Genomic DNA, 14,747 nt, shown 5'->3' on the forward strand with positions numbered 1-14,747 from the left:
TTTTCGAGTAAAACAGGAAAACAGGGGAGGATGGGACCATGAATATCCATGAGTACCAAGGTAAGGCAGTCCTTAAAAGCTATGGGGTTAGCGTTCCGAACGGGAAAGTTGCATTTACAGTAGAAGAAGCTGTAGAAGCAGCGAAAGAATTAGGAACGGATGTATGTGTAGTTAAAGCGCAAATTCACGCTGGTGGACGCGGCAAAGCTGGCGGTGTAAAAGTTGCGAAAAATTTAGAAGAAGTTCGTACATATGCAGAAAGCATTTTAGGAACTACACTTGTAACGCATCAAACAGGTCCTGAAGGTAAGGAAGTAAAACGCTTACTTATCGAAGAAGGTTGCGATATTAAGAAAGAATATTATGTAGGTCTAGTGTTAGATCGTGCAACTTCTCAAGTTGTTTTAATGGCATCTGAAGAAGGTGGAACAGAAATTGAAGAAGTAGCAGAAAAAACACCTGAAAAAATCTTTAAAGAATATATTGATCCAGCAGTAGGTTTACAAGGTTTCCAAGCGCGTCGAATCGCATTTAACATCAATATTCCAAAAGAGCTTGTAGGACAAGCTGTGAAGTTTATGATGGGCTTATATCGTGCGTTTATTGAAAAAGATTGCTCTATCGCTGAAATTAATCCACTTGTTACAACAGGTGACGGTAAAGTAATGGCGTTAGATGCAAAATTAAACTTTGATTCTAATGCATTATATCGTCATAAAGACATTTTAGAGCTGCGTGATCTTGATGAAGAAGATTCAAAAGAAGTTGAAGCATCTAAATATGACTTAAACTACATTCCTTTAGATGGAAATATCGGTTGTATGGTAAATGGTGCAGGTTTAGCGATGGCTACAATGGATATCATTAAACATTACCATGGTGACCCAGCTAACTTCTTAGATGTTGGTGGCGGTGCAACGGCTGAAAAAGTAACAGAAGCATTCAAAATTATCCTTTCTGACAAAAATGTAAAAGGTATCTTCGTTAACATTTTTGGTGGCATTATGAAGTGTGATGTTATCGCAGAAGGTGTTATTGAAGCAACGAAGCAAGTAGGTCTTGAATTACCTTTAGTTGTACGTCTTGAAGGTACAAACGTAGAATTAGGTAAGAAAATTTTAAATGAGTCTGGCTTAAATATTGTTGCAGCAGAATCTATGGCAGACGGTGCACAGAAAATTGTTTCACTAGTGGGCTAATAGAAAGCGGGGGAGAAAAATGAGCGTATTAGTTAATAAAGATACAAAAGTTATTGTTCAAGGTATTACTGGTTCTCAAGGATTATTCCATACAAAACAAATGATTGAATACGGTACGAAAATTGTCGGTGGTGTAACACCTGGTAAAGGCGGCACTGATATTGAAGGTGTACCAGTATTTGATACAGTAGAAGATGCTGTGAAAGCAACAGGCGCAAACGCTTCAGTTGTATACGTTCCACCCGCTTTTGCTGCTGATGCAATTATGGAAGCAGTTGATGCGAAGATTGATTTAGTAGTATGTATTACTGAAGGAATTCCTGTATTAGATATGGTTAACGTAAAGAGATATATGGCTGGTAAACATACACGTTTACTTGGACCAAACTGTCCAGGTGTCATTACACCTGATGAATGTAAAATCGGTATTATGCCAGGATACATTCACAAAAAAGGTCATGTAGGTATCGTATCTCGTTCTGGTACATTAACATATGAAGCTGTACACCAGTTAACACAAGAAGGTATTGGCCAATCTACTGCTGTAGGTATCGGTGGGGACCCTGTTAACGGTACAGACTTTATTGATGCGTTAAAAGCATTTAATGAAGATGAAGAAACACATGCTGTAATTATGATTGGTGAAATCGGAGGTACAGCAGAAGAAGAAGCAGCTGAATGGGTAAAAGCTAATATGACAAAACCAGTTGTAGGCTTCATTGGTGGCCAAACAGCGCCTGAAGGCAAACGTATGGGTCATGCGGGGGCAATCATTTCTGGCGGCAAAGGAACTGCTGCTGAAAAGATTAAAACAATGGAAGCTTGTGGTATTAAAGTGGCTGAAACACCAGCTGTTATGGGTGAAACGTTAATCTCTGTTTTAAAAGAAAAGGGATTATTTGAAACTTGTAAAAACTATTAATCTTTTTGAAAGGCACCTTCTTATTTGAGGGTGTCTTTTTACAATTTTTCTGTTTACATAATAAAAATTATGGGTAAGGAGAATTAGGATGAAAAGAGAGCGATTATTACATCTGCATTACGTGTTAGCGGATCATTGGAAGGCGATGGAGAGGCTGCTATATGTCGATCCAGAATTGAAGGTAATATACAATTTTAACCAAAAACAAATAGAAAACTACACTGGAATATCCCCGAAAAAATCTGCAGAACTAGTACATTTCCTCCAAAATTCAAACCTTTTGCAATATATATCTTATTTAGAGAGAAATCAAATCTTTTATGTGACTATATGGGATGAAAATTACCCGCAATTATTACGTGAAATACAAGACCCTCCTTTTGTTTTATATGGAAAAGGAGAGAAGAATTTTCTAAATAAAGTAAATAAATTAGCGGTTGTTGGAACGAGAGAACCGTCGTTATACAGTCATGAGAGTATGGAGTTTATTTTACATCCTTTATTAGAAAGAGAATGGCTTATTGTGAGCGGATTTGCAAAAGGGATAGATACAATATCTCATGAAGTTACAGTAAAGAAACATCGTCCGACTATTGCGATATTGGGACACGGATTATCTTATATGTATCCGAAAGAGAATAGACGTTTATATGAAAAGTGGGAGGAATATATATTGCTATTAACAGAGTATCCTCCGCACTATGCACCGAAAAAATGGTATTTTCCAAAAAGAAATCGAATTATTAGCGGGATAAGTAAAGGGGTTTTAGTTGTAGAAGCAAAATCAAGAAGTGGGTCACTTATTACGGCAGACCTTGCATTAGAGCAAAATAGAGAGGTATTTGCGCTTCCTGGACCAATATTGATTGATAGTGCATCGGGAACGAATCAGCTTATTCAACAAGGTGCAAAACTAGTACGAAATGCAGAGGATATCTTTGAAGAAATAATAAATTAACCTTATATTTTTATGTTTTTATTAAACAATTATTGACAAATGGTAGATTGGCACTGTATGGTATATTCATTCTTGATTGACAAAAACAAGAGAAATCAATAAGATTAATGAAGACTTGAATCCACCTCTTAAGGAGGCACTAGCATGTCAGATTACCTCGTAATCGTGGAGTCGCCTTCTAAGGCGAAGACCATTGAGAAATATTTAGGGAAAAAATACAAAGTCGTTGCGTCCATGGGACATGTTCGCGATTTACCTAAAAGCCAAATGGGGATAGAAGTAAAGAACAACTTCACCCCGAAGTATATTACCATTCGTGGTAAAGGTCCCGTTTTAAAAGATTTAAAATCAGCGGCAAAAAAAGCAAAGAAAGTCTATCTCGCGGCCGATCCAGACCGTGAAGGAGAAGCAATTGCTTGGCATTTAGCGAATACGTTAAATGTGGATGTTGAATCAGATTGTCGAGTTGTCTTCAATGAAATTACAAAAGATGCAATAAAAGAATCATTTAAACATCCTCGTGCAATTAATATGGATTTAGTAGATGCACAACAAGCAAGACGTATACTTGATCGTCTAGTTGGTTACAATATTAGTCCTTTATTATGGAAGAAAGTAAAAAAAGGATTAAGTGCAGGTCGTGTACAATCTGTAGCAGTTCGTTTAATTATCGAACGTGAAAGGGAGATTCAAAACTTTGAGCCTGAAGAATTCTGGACAATTAAAACAGAGTTTGTAAAAGGGAAAGATACATTTGAAGCAAGCTTTTACGGTGTAGATGGTGAAAAGGTTCAATTAACGAATGAAACGCAAGTGAATGAAATAATTGAACAGATGAAAGATAATGCGTTTTCAGTTGAAAATGTAACGAGAAAAGAGCGAAAACGTAATCCTGCTTTACCGTTTACAACATCTTCCTTGCAACAAGAAGCAGCACGTAAGTTAAATATGCGAGCAAAGAAAACAATGATGCTTGCACAGCAACTGTATGAAGGGATAGATCTTGGGAAACAAGGGACTGTGGGTCTTATAACGTATATGAGAACTGACTCAACGCGTATCTCAGAAACAGCTCAAACAGAGGCTCGTACTTACATTACTGAGGCGTATGGTGCGGAATACATAGGAACAGAGAAGAAGAAAGAAACGAAAAAATCAAATGCACAAGATGCGCATGAGGCAATTCGTCCTACTTCGGTAATGAGAAAGCCAGAGGAACTAAAAAGTTTCTTAGGTCGTGACCAACTTCGGTTGTATAAATTGATTTGGGAGCGATTTGTTGCAAGTCAAATGGCGTCTGCTATAATGGATACTGTTACAGCGAAACTCATTAATAACAATGTTCAGTTCCGTGCAAGTGGCTCGGTTGTAAAGTTCCCGGGGTTTATGAAAGTGTATGTTGAGTCAAAAGATGATGGTGCGGAAGAAAAGGATAAGATGTTGCCACCGTTAGAAGTGGGAGAAACGGTATTTTCAAAAGATATAGAGCCGAAACAACACTATACCCAGCCACCGCCACGTTATACAGAGGCTCGTTTAGTAAGAACACTTGAAGAACTTGGGATTGGAAGACCATCCACTTATGTGCCGACACTTGAAACAATTCAAAAACGCGGTTATGTTGCTTTAGATAATAAACGTTTCGTTCCAACTGAATTGGGTGGAATAGTAATCGAACTTATTTTAGAGTTTTTCCCAGAAATTATTAACATTGAATTCACAGCTAACATGGAGCAAAGCCTTGATGAAGTGGAAGAAGGAAATGCGAATTGGGTGAAAATTGTTGATGATTTCTACGTAGGATTTGAACCGCGCTTAGAAAAAGCGGAAAAAGAAATGCGTGAAGTGGAAATTAAAGATGAACCAGCTGGGGAAGACTGTGAATTATGTGGTCATCCAATGGTCTTTAAAATGGGTAAATATGGGAAGTTTATGGCTTGCTCGAATTTCCCTGATTGTCGTAATACAAAACCGATTGTGAAAGAAATCGGTGTAATTTGTCCGAAGTGTGAAGAAGGACAAATTATTGAACGTCGTAGTAACAAAAAGAAACGTCTTTTCTACGGATGCGGTACGTATCCAGAATGCGACTTTGTATCTTGGGATAAGCCGATTGGCCGTAAATGTCCGAAGTGTGAAGGGATGCTTGTAGAGAAGAAGTTGAAAAAAGGCGTGCAAGTACAATGTATTTCGTGTGATTATGAAGAAGAACAACAAATGTGAGCGTAACTGCTCACATTTTTTTCGGGAAGAAAAGGAAAGGTGATATATATATGACAACACAAGTAGTAAACATCATTGGCGCAGGTCTTGCAGGAAGTGAAGCAGCTTACCAAATTGCAAAACGTGGTGTCCAAGTAAAATTATATGAAATGAGACCAGTAAGGCAAACGCCAGCTCATCACACAGATAAGTTTGCTGAATTAGTGTGCAGTAACTCATTACGTGCAAACACATTAACAAATGCCGTTGGAGTTATTAAAGAAGAAATGCGTTTAATGGATTCTGTCATTATTCGTGCAGCTGATGAGTGCTCTGTACCAGCTGGAGGAGCTTTAGCAGTTGACCGTCATGAGTTTGCAGCTAAAGTGACTGAATACGTAAAGAATCATCCGAATGTAACTGTAGTGAATGAAGAGCTTACTGAAATTCCAGAAGGACCAACAATTATTGCAACAGGTCCACTTACATCTCCTGATCTTGCTGCACAATTAAAAGAACTAACAGGTGAAGATTATTTCTATTTCTACGATGCAGCAGCACCAATCGTTGAAAAAGACAGCATTGATATGAACAAAGTATATTTAAAGTCTCGTTATGATAAAGGAGAAGCGGCATATTTAAACTGTCCTATGACAGAAGAAGAATTTGATCGTTTTTATGAGGCTTTAATTGCTGCTGAGACAGTACCTTTAAAAGAATTTGAAAAGGAAATTTTCTTTGAAGGTTGTATGCCAGTGGAAGTTATGGCAAGCAGAGGAAGACAGACGCTAGTATTTGGACCAATGAAACCTGTTGGATTAGAAGATCCGAAAACAGGGAAAACGCCATATGCTGTTGTTCAGTTACGTCAAGATGATGCAGCGGGAACGTTATACAATATCGTAGGTTTCCAAACGCATTTAAAGTGGGGACCACAAAAAGAAGTGTTACAGTTAATTCCAGGACTGGAGAACGCAGAAATTGTACGCTACGGTGTAATGCATCGTAATACGTTTATTAATTCACCTAATTTACTTCGTCCGACGTATCAATATAAACAACGTGATGATTTATTCTTTGCTGGTCAAATGACTGGAGTAGAGGGATATGTTGAATCGGCGGCATCAGGGTTATTAGCAGGTATTAACGCTGCTCGACTTGTAAAAGGCGAAGAGCCAGTTGTATTACCACCTGTAACTGCAATGGGAAGTATGGCAAATTATATTACTGCGACAAATGCGAAAAACTTCCAGCCTATGAATGCAAACTTCGGTCTATTTGCACCGTTAGAGAAGAAGATCAAAAAGAAGGCAGAACGAAATGAAGCGTATGCTACACGCGCTTTAGAAACAATTCAAAATTTTGTAAATATTTAGTTAAATTTCTTGCAAAGGCTACTAAGTTGTGATACGATTTAGTAGCCTTTATTGAGGTGAGTTATGTGAATGTGAAGAAATTGTTACAATTATTCGTTGGATATTTACAAATTGAAAGAAATTATTCAAAATATACAATTGCAAGTTATCAAAATGATTTAGAACATTTTGTGCAATTTATGGAGCGAGAAGGCATATCCTCTTTTTTAGATGTTACATACGCGGATGTTCGTTTGTACTTAACGACGTTGCACGATGAAAAGTTAGCCCGTAAATCTGTCGCAAGAAAAGTGTCAAGCTTACGAAGTTTATATCGTTTTTTAATGCGTGAAGGTTATCGGAAAGATAACCCGTTTGCACTTGCGTCACTCCCCAAAAAAGAATTGTCAATCCCAAAGTTTTTATATGCTGAAGAATTAGAGGAATTATTTGAAGTTTCTGATACGGAAACGCCGCTAGGTCAAAGGAATCAAGCTTTATTAGAGTTGATGTATGCGACGGGGATCCGTGTGAGTGAATGTGTCAACCTACAACTTACCGATATCGACTTTGCAGTGGGAACAATTTTAGTGATGGGAAAAGGAAAAAAACAAAGGTATATTCCGTTCGGAAGTTATGCACAAGATGCTTTAATTACTTATATGGAGAACGGGAGAAAACAGTTAGCTAACAAGACTGAAGAACAATCTCATATGGTATTTTTAAATGCGAAAGGTACGCCGCTAACAAGTCGTGGTGTGCGCTATGTATTAAACGAACTCATTAAGAAGGCTTCATTGACAATGCGGATAAGTCCCCATATGTTAAGGCATACATTTGCTACACACATGTTAGATGAAGGGGCAGATTTACGTACTGTACAGGAGCTGTTAGGTCATGAAAATTTGTCGACGACACAAATTTATACGCATGTCTCTAAAGAAAGATTGCGTTCTGTTTACATGAAGCATCACCCGCGGGCATAAATTGCTTTTAAAGCTATAAAAACATATAAAGGAGTTTTTTCTATGGGAAATTTCCACGCTACAACGATATTTGCAGTTCATCATAATGGAGAATGTGCAATGGCTGGAGATGGCCAGGTAACGATGGGGAATGCTGTTGTAATGAAACATACAGCTCGTAAAGTTCGTAGACTTTTCCAAGGGAAAGTTTTAGCTGGTTTTGCAGGTTCAGTTGCGGACGCATTTACTCTTTTTGAAATGTTTGAAGGGAAATTAGAAGAGTATAACGGGAACTTGCAGCGTGCTGCAGTTGAAATGGCGAAACAATGGCGTGGGGATAAAATGCTGCGTCAGTTAGAAGCGATGCTCATTGTCATGGATAAAACAACTATGCTCCTTGTTTCGGGCACAGGAGAAGTAATTGAACCGGATGATGGTATTTTAGCAATTGGATCTGGTGGAAATTATGCACTTTCTGCAGGTCGTGCTTTAAAACAATATGCAAGTGAACATTTAACTGCGAAGCAGATTGCGAAAGCGAGTCTAGAAATTGCAGGCGATATTTGTGTTTATACGAACCACAACATAATTGTTGAAGAATTGTAGAATCGTAAGGGAGGCATTTTATATGCATTTACATTTTACTCCGCGCCAAATTGTGGAAAAATTAGATCAATACATCATCGGTCAAAAAGATGCAAAGAAAGCGGTTGCTGTAGCTTTGAGAAATCGATATCGTCGCAGTAAACTAGCTGAAAATTTACGTGATGAAATTGCACCTAAAAATATTTTAATGATTGGACCGACAGGTGTTGGTAAAACAGAGGTAGCACGACGAATGGCGAAACTCGTTGGAGCACCTTTTATTAAGGTTGAAGCTACTAAATTCACAGAAGTTGGATATGTAGGGAGAGATGTAGAGTCGATGGTACGTGACCTTGTAGAAACGTCAGTACGCATCGTGAAAGAAGAAATGGTAGTTAAAGTTCAAGATAAAGCAGAAGAGCAAGCGAACCAACGTCTTGTTGAAATTTTAGTGCCAAGTCCGGAGAAGCAATCTGGATTTAAAAATCCATTAGAAATGCTTTTTGGCGGTGCTCAAAATTCGAATCAAACATCCGATGAGCAAGAAGATGTTGAAATCGAAAAGAAACGTCAAGACGTGGAAAGAAAGCTTGCTGCAGGACTTCTTGAAGATGAAATTGTATCGATTGAAGTGACTGAGCAACAGTCTTCAATGTTTGATATGTTACAAGGAACTGGTATGGAACAAATGGGAATGAATTTCCAAGATGCATTAGGAAGTTTTATGCCGAAAAAAACGAAAAAACGTAAACTTTCTGTAAAAGAAGCAAGAAAACTCTTGACAAATGAGGAAGCACAGCGCTTAATTGATATGGATGAAGTTACACAAGAGGCTGTTTATCGTGCTGAACAGCTCGGGATTATTTTTATCGATGAAATTGACAAAATTGCTGGTAAGCAGTCGAATAGCGTAGATGTATCACGTGAAGGTGTGCAACGTGACATTTTACCAATTGTAGAAGGATCGAATGTTGCGACAAAATACGGATCAGTAAAAACGGATTATATTTTATTCGTTGCAGCTGGAGCGTTTCATATGTCTAAACCGTCGGATTTAATTCCGGAATTGCAAGGGAGATTTCCGATTCGAGTAGAATTAACGAAATTATCGACAGATGATTTTGTTAAAATATTAATCGAGCCTGACAATGCGTTAATTAAACAGTATATGGCATTATTAGCGACTGAAGGTATAGAAATTGAATTTTCAGACGAAGCTATTCGTAAGATTGCTGAGATTGCTTATCAAGTTAATCAGGATACAGATAATATTGGAGCAAGAAGACTCCATACGATTATGGAGAAGCTCCTTGAAGATTTATCGTTTGAAGCATCTGAAATTACGTTAGAGAAAATAACGATAACACCTCAATACGTTGAGGAGAAATTAGCAACAATTGCTAAAAATAAAGATGTGAGCCAGTTTATTTTGTAATAGTGTCATCAGGTGACTCGCCCTAGTTTCCAAGTGATGAAAAAATATGTGAGTAACATGTAGGAGGAACTTTTGAAATGGAATTATTAGCAAAAACAAGAAAATTAAATGCGTTATTACAGAGCGCAGCAGGAAAGCCTGTAAACTTTAGAGAAATGTCTGACACAATGTGTGAAGTAATCGAAGCGAACGTATTCGTAGTAAGTCGTCGTGGTAAATTACTAGGTTATGCAATTCACCAACAAATCGAGAACGAGCGTATGAAACAAATGCTTGCAGAGCGTCAATTCCCAGAAGAATATACGCAAAGCTTATTCAATGTAACGGAAACATCTTCAAACTTAGATGTAAACAGTGCTTACACAGCATTCCCAGTAGAAAATAGAGAATTATTCGGTCAAGGTTTAACTACAATCGTACCAATCGTTGGTGGCGGTGAGCGTCTAGGTACATTAGTGTTAGCTCGTCTTGGTCAAGAGTTCTTAGATGATGATTTAATCCTTGCTGAATACAGTTCAACTGTAGTAGGTATGGAAATCTTACGTGAAAAAGCAGAAGAAATCGAAGAGGAAGCACGTAGTAAAGCTGTTGTTCAAATGGCGATTAGCTCATTATCTTACAGTGAGTTAGAAGCAATTGAGCACATTTTCGAAGAGTTAAACGGAACAGAAGGTCTACTTGTTGCAAGTAAAATTGCTGATCGTGTAGGAATCACTCGTTCTGTGATTGTAAATGCACTACGTAAATTAGAAAGTGCTGGTGTAATCGAGTCTCGTTCTTTAGGTATGAAAGGAACATACATTAAAGTATTAAACGACAAATTTTTACATGAACTTGCTAAATTAAAAACAAACTAATTTATAAAAACTCTCCTCAAATGAGGAGAGTTTTTTTGTATATAAGAGATTGATGTTGTTTGTGAAAAGCGCCATAATCGTGTTCTTTGGAAAACTATGAATTGAATTTTATTTTTTCGCTTAAAAGAAATACAGGTTGGTAATACTAGAATTCGAGTGTGAATAAAGAAAGTTTTACATTGTTCGCATTTTCGACTTGATTGTAATATTTCAGTATGATATAGTAAGCAGTGGTGTCAGTACAAAGTACACACGTTTACTGATTTAAGTGTTGGTGCTACGGTTGTAGTTTCGCTTAGAGATGAAGTAAACGGAGGATATCAAAAACCATTTAGGAGGAACTATATTATGTCAGTAATTTCTATGAAGCAATTGCTTGAAGCTGGTGTTCATTTCGGACATCAAACACGTCGTTGGAACCCAAAAATGAAGCGTTACATTTTCACAGAGCGTAACGGTATCTACATTATCGACTTACAAAAAACTGTGAAAAAAGTTGAGGAAGCTTACAGAACGATGCGCGACATCGCTGCTGAAGGCGGAGACATTTTATTCGTAGGTACTAAAAAACAAGCACAAGAAGCTATTAAAGAAGAAGCAACTCGTGCTGGTATGTACTTCGTTAACCAACGTTGGTTAGGTGGAACTTTAACAAACTTCCAAACAATCCAAAAGCGTATCAAGCGCCTTAAAGACATCGAAAGAATGCAAGAAGATGGTACTTTCGAAGTACTTCCTAAGAAAGAAGTTGTTCAACTTAAAAAAGAGTTAGAGCGTCTTGAGAAATTCTTAGGCGGTATTAAAGATATGAAAGGTCTTCCAAGTGCATTATTCGTAGTAGACCCTCGTAAAGAGCGTATTGCAGTTGCTGAAGCACGCAAATTACACATTCCAATCATCGGTATCGTTGATACAAACTGTGATCCAGACGAAATCGATCACGTTATCCCAGCAAACGATGATGCAATTCGTGCTGTAAAACTTCTTACATCTAAAATGGCAGACGCGATCCTTGAAGCAAAACAAGGTGAAGAAACTGTTACTGCGTAACAAATTTGGAAAGGTGATAAGGGGTTCGGCCTTTTATCACCTTTTTTAAGGTATAAAAACCTTGTTAAAAGGTATAAATACATATTTTAGGAGGATGAAAAACATGGCAATCACTGCACAAATGGTAAAAGAACTTCGTGAAAAAACAGGCGCAGGTATGATGGACTGCAAAAAGGCTTTAACTGAAACAAACGGCGACATGGAGAAAGCAATTGACTTCTTACGTGAAAAAGGTATTGCAAAAGCTGCTAAAAAAGCTGACCGCATCGCTGCTGAAGGTTTAACTTTCATCGAAACAAACGGTAACGACGGTTTAATCTTAGAATTAAACTCTGAAACTGATTTTGTTGCGAAAAACGAAGGTTTCCAAGCTTTAATTAAAGAATTAGCTGCTCACTTATTAGCTAACAAACCAGCTAACGTTGAAGAAGCTATGGCTCAAACAATTGAAGGCGGTAAAACAGTAGAAGAGCACATCAATGAAGCAATTGCTAAAATTGGTGAAAAACTTACACTTCGTCGTTTCGAAATCGTATCAAAAACGGATGCTGATGCATTCGGCGCTTACCTACACATGGGTGGACGTATTGGTGTATTAACAGTTCTTGAAGGTTCTACTGACGAAGCAGCTGCTAAAGATGTAGCAATGCACATTGCAGCAGTTAACCCTAAATACATTGACCGTGATGCTGTAACAGCTGAAGAAGTTGAGCATGAGCGTCAAGTATTAACACAACAAGCTTTAAACGAAGGCAAGCCTGAAAAAATCGTTGCAAAAATGGTAGAAGGCCGTCTTGGCAAATTCTTCGAAGAAATTTGCTTACTTGACCAAGCATTCGTTAAAAACCCTGATATGAAAGTTCGTCAATTCGTTGAGTCTAAAGGCGGAACATTAAAAGGATTCGTTCGCTATGCTGTTGGTGAAGGTATCGAAAAACGCGAAGACAACTTTGCTGAAGAAGTAATGAACCAAGTAAAAGGTAACAACTAATACAGATTAGGGAACACATTGTGTTCCCTTTTTTAAAATAAAGATGTAAGCAATTGGAGGTTCATTATGAGTAAACCGAAATATAATCGTGTCGTTTTAAAGCTGAGCGGAGAAGCTTTAGCTGGCGAGCAAGGATTTGGAATTAACCCAGCTGTTATCAAGTCAGTTGCGGAACAAGTGAAAGAAATTGCAGAACTTGATGTAGAGGTTGCTGTTGTTGTTGGTGGCGGTAACATTTGGCGTGGGAAAATTGGAAGCGAAATGGGCATGGATCGTGCAGGAGCAGATTACATGGGCATGTTAGCGACAGTTATGAATTCACTAGCTCTTCAAGATAGTTTAGAGAATATTGGAATTCAAACTCGCGTTCAAACTTCAATTGAGATGCGTCAAGTGGCAGAGCCTTACATTCGTCGTAAAGCAATTCGTCACTTAGAGAAAAAACGTGTTGTTATCTTTGCCGCAGGTACTGGTAACCCATACTTCTCTACAGATACGACAGCAGCATTACGTGCAGCGGAAATCGAAGCGGACGTTATTTTAATGGCGAAAAATAATGTGGATGGCGTATATAGTGCAGATCCATCTATTGATCCAACTGCTACGAAGTACGAAACGCTTACTTACTTAGATGTATTAAAAGAAGGTTTAGGTGTAATGGATTCTACAGCTTCTTCTCTATGTATGGATAATGATATTCCATTAATTGTATTCTCGGTTATGGAAAAAGGTAATATTAAACGTGCCGTTTTAGGCGAAAATATCGGAACAGTCGTAAGGGGGAAATAATTATGGGACAACAAGTATTGAAGTCTTCAAATGAAAAAATGGAAAAAGCAGTTGCTGCTTATTCTCGTGAATTAGCAACAGTTCGCGCTGGTCGTGCAAGCTCGTCTGTATTAGATAAGGTACAAGTTGATTACTATGGTGCACCAACACCAGTTGTGCAATTAGCGAACATTACAGTTCCAGAAGCACGTTTGCTTGTAATTCAACCGTATGATAAAACTTCTATCGGTGATATTGAAAAAGCAATTTTAAAAGCAGATTTAGGCTTAAATCCTTCTAATGACGGAACTGTAATTCGTATTGCATTCCCTGCATTAACAGAAGAGCGTCGTCGTGATCTTGTAAAAGTTGTGAAAAAATATGCTGAAGAAGCAAAAGTTGCGGTTCGTAACGTACGTCGTGACGGTAACGATGATCTTAAGAAGCTTGAAAAAGCTGGCGAGATTACGGAAGATGATTTAAGAGGATATACTGAAGATATCCAAAAAGAAACAGATAAATATATTGCAAAAGTTGACGAAATCGCAAAAAACAAAGAAAAAGAAATCATGGAAGTGTAATAGCGATAACTTCGCAAATATGACCCTCTTCTTAAGGGGGTCTTTTTACACTTTTAGGCATATGTCTGCTTGCTGGAGGGTATGAATGATGTTTAAAAACTTTCCTTTTTTTAAAAGTAAAAAGGACGCATCGTTTGATCATCTCGTTGAAGAAGTGAAAAAAGGGTATATACCAGAACATATTGCCATCATTATGGATGGTAATGGAAGATGGGCAAAGAGGAGAGCTATGCCTCGTATTGCGGGACATCATGAAGGTATGCAAGTTGTAAAGAAAATCACAAAATTTGCAAGTAAGCTTAATGTGAAAGTGTTAACTCTTTATGCTTTTTCAACTGAGAACTGGAAAAGACCGAAAAAGGAAGTTGACTATTTAATGAGGCTTCCAGAAGAATTTCTAGGTACATTTTTACCAGAATTGATTGAAGAAAACGTACAAGTCCGAGTAATAGGGCAAAAAGATCGTCTTCCTACGCATACACGCAGAGCGATGGAAAAAGCCATGGAAGATACGCAAGAGAATACGGGATTAATTCTCAATTTCGCGTTAAACTATGGAAGTCGAGATGAAATCGTTTCTGCTGTGCAACATATGATGAAAGATAGTGAGGAAGGAAAAATTCGTGCTGAAGAGATAAGTGAAGAAATGATTTCTTCCTACTTAATGACGGGTTCTTTACCTGATCCAGAGTTGTTAATTCGTACAAGCGGAGAGCTACGTATTAGTAATTTCATGTTATGGCAAATTGCATATTCGGAATTTTGGTTTACGGATGTGTATTGGCCAGACTTTACGGAAGAACATTTGCTTAGTGCGATTACAGACTTTCAACATAGAGGGCGCAGATTCGGAGGCGTGTAGAAAGAGAGGGTTTGGTA

General features: G+C 37.9%; 14 protein-coding genes. All 14 read left to right on the top strand.

The window, feature by feature from the left end:
* Positions 1-38 precede the first annotated feature (38 nt).
* The 14 genes from sucC to uppS all read left to right on the top strand — a co-directional run bounded on the left by sucC (position 39) and on the right by uppS (position 14,730).
* Positions 39-1,199: an ADP-forming succinate--CoA ligase subunit beta gene (gene sucC, locus JDS98_RS18075; RefSeq protein ID WP_001020779.1), complete on the top strand. Its 1,161-nt coding sequence runs from the start codon at positions 39-41 to the stop codon at positions 1,197-1,199.
* A gap of 19 nt (positions 1,200-1,218) precedes the next feature.
* Entirely contained in the window at positions 1,219-2,121 is a 903-nt protein-coding gene (sucD, locus tag JDS98_RS18080) for a succinate--CoA ligase subunit alpha (RefSeq protein ID WP_000115185.1), read from the top strand.
* An 88-nt stretch (positions 2,122-2,209) separates the two neighbouring features.
* On the top strand, positions 2,210-3,079 hold the full coding sequence (gene dprA, locus JDS98_RS18085) for a DNA-processing protein DprA (protein WP_199634172.1): 870 nt from the start codon (positions 2,210-2,212) through the stop codon (positions 3,077-3,079).
* Between the two features lie 144 nt (positions 3,080-3,223).
* Positions 3,224-5,302, top strand: a complete 2,079-nt coding sequence (gene topA / locus JDS98_RS18090) for a type I DNA topoisomerase (RefSeq protein ID WP_001286961.1) — start codon at positions 3,224-3,226, stop codon at positions 5,300-5,302.
* Positions 5,303-5,352: 50 nt separating this feature from the next.
* Entirely contained in the window at positions 5,353-6,657 is a 1,305-nt protein-coding gene (trmFO, locus tag JDS98_RS18095) for an FADH(2)-oxidizing methylenetetrahydrofolate--tRNA-(uracil(54)-C(5))-methyltransferase TrmFO (RefSeq protein ID WP_199634173.1), read from the top strand.
* 65 nt (positions 6,658-6,722) lie between these two features.
* Positions 6,723-7,622 (top strand): tyrosine recombinase XerC, encoded by a 900-nt coding sequence (xerC, locus tag JDS98_RS18100; RefSeq protein ID WP_001101240.1) that lies wholly within the window; start codon positions 6,723-6,725, stop codon positions 7,620-7,622.
* Between the two features lie 42 nt (positions 7,623-7,664).
* The gene (gene hslV, locus JDS98_RS18105) at positions 7,665-8,207 is read left to right on the top strand and encodes an ATP-dependent protease proteolytic subunit HslV (protein WP_000526274.1); all 543 of its coding nucleotides are present in this window, start codon (positions 7,665-7,667) and stop codon (positions 8,205-8,207) included.
* Between the two features lie 22 nt (positions 8,208-8,229).
* Positions 8,230-9,621: an ATP-dependent protease ATPase subunit HslU gene (gene hslU / locus JDS98_RS18110; protein WP_000550076.1), complete on the top strand. Its 1,392-nt coding sequence runs from the start codon at positions 8,230-8,232 to the stop codon at positions 9,619-9,621.
* 77 nt (positions 9,622-9,698) lie between these two features.
* On the top strand, positions 9,699-10,478 hold the full coding sequence (gene codY, locus JDS98_RS18115; RefSeq protein ID WP_000421291.1) for a GTP-sensing pleiotropic transcriptional regulator CodY: 780 nt from the start codon (positions 9,699-9,701) through the stop codon (positions 10,476-10,478).
* A 348-nt stretch (positions 10,479-10,826) separates the two neighbouring features.
* Positions 10,827-11,528 (top strand): 30S ribosomal protein S2, encoded by a 702-nt coding sequence (gene rpsB / locus JDS98_RS18120; RefSeq protein ID WP_000111485.1) that lies wholly within the window; start codon positions 10,827-10,829, stop codon positions 11,526-11,528.
* A 103-nt stretch (positions 11,529-11,631) separates the two neighbouring features.
* Positions 11,632-12,519, top strand: a complete 888-nt coding sequence (gene tsf / locus JDS98_RS18125; protein ID WP_001018579.1) for a translation elongation factor Ts — start codon at positions 11,632-11,634, stop codon at positions 12,517-12,519.
* A gap of 66 nt (positions 12,520-12,585) precedes the next feature.
* On the top strand, positions 12,586-13,308 hold the full coding sequence (gene pyrH / locus JDS98_RS18130; RefSeq protein WP_000042662.1) for a UMP kinase: 723 nt from the start codon (positions 12,586-12,588) through the stop codon (positions 13,306-13,308).
* Between the two features lie 2 nt (positions 13,309-13,310).
* Positions 13,311-13,868: a ribosome recycling factor gene (frr, locus tag JDS98_RS18135; RefSeq protein ID WP_000531505.1), complete on the top strand. Its 558-nt coding sequence runs from the start codon at positions 13,311-13,313 to the stop codon at positions 13,866-13,868.
* 85 nt (positions 13,869-13,953) lie between these two features.
* Positions 13,954-14,730: an isoprenyl transferase gene (gene uppS / locus JDS98_RS18140; RefSeq protein WP_000971308.1), complete on the top strand. Its 777-nt coding sequence runs from the start codon at positions 13,954-13,956 to the stop codon at positions 14,728-14,730.
* The last annotated feature ends 17 nt before the right edge of the window (positions 14,731-14,747 follow it).

The organism is Bacillus cereus group sp. N11, from assembly GCF_016483605.1.
GTDB lineage: Bacteria > Bacillota > Bacilli > Bacillales > Bacillaceae_G > Bacillus_A > Bacillus_A toyonensis.

Excerpts from the sequence above, each read along its gene's own strand:
- sucC (WP_001020779.1), top strand. The coding sequence starts at position 39 with ATGAATATCCATGAGTACCAAGGTAAGGCAGTCCTTAAAAGCTATGGG.
- sucD (WP_000115185.1), top strand. The coding sequence starts at position 1,219 with ATGAGCGTATTAGTTAATAAAGATACAAAAGTTATTGTTCAAGGTATT.
- dprA (WP_199634172.1), top strand. The coding sequence starts at position 2,210 with ATGAAAAGAGAGCGATTATTACATCTGCATTACGTGTTAGCGGATCAT.
- topA (WP_001286961.1), top strand. The coding sequence starts at position 3,224 with ATGTCAGATTACCTCGTAATCGTGGAGTCGCCTTCTAAGGCGAAGACC.
- trmFO (WP_199634173.1), top strand. The coding sequence starts at position 5,353 with ATGACAACACAAGTAGTAAACATCATTGGCGCAGGTCTTGCAGGAAGT.
- hslV (WP_000526274.1), top strand. The coding sequence starts at position 7,665 with ATGGGAAATTTCCACGCTACAACGATATTTGCAGTTCATCATAATGGA.
- hslU (WP_000550076.1), top strand. The coding sequence starts at position 8,230 with ATGCATTTACATTTTACTCCGCGCCAAATTGTGGAAAAATTAGATCAA.
- codY (WP_000421291.1), top strand. The coding sequence starts at position 9,699 with ATGGAATTATTAGCAAAAACAAGAAAATTAAATGCGTTATTACAGAGC.
- rpsB (WP_000111485.1), top strand. The coding sequence starts at position 10,827 with ATGTCAGTAATTTCTATGAAGCAATTGCTTGAAGCTGGTGTTCATTTC.
- tsf (WP_001018579.1), top strand. The coding sequence starts at position 11,632 with ATGGCAATCACTGCACAAATGGTAAAAGAACTTCGTGAAAAAACAGGC.
- pyrH (WP_000042662.1), top strand. The coding sequence starts at position 12,586 with ATGAGTAAACCGAAATATAATCGTGTCGTTTTAAAGCTGAGCGGAGAA.
- frr (WP_000531505.1), top strand. The coding sequence starts at position 13,311 with ATGGGACAACAAGTATTGAAGTCTTCAAATGAAAAAATGGAAAAAGCA.
- uppS (WP_000971308.1), top strand. The coding sequence starts at position 13,954 with ATGATGTTTAAAAACTTTCCTTTTTTTAAAAGTAAAAAGGACGCATCG.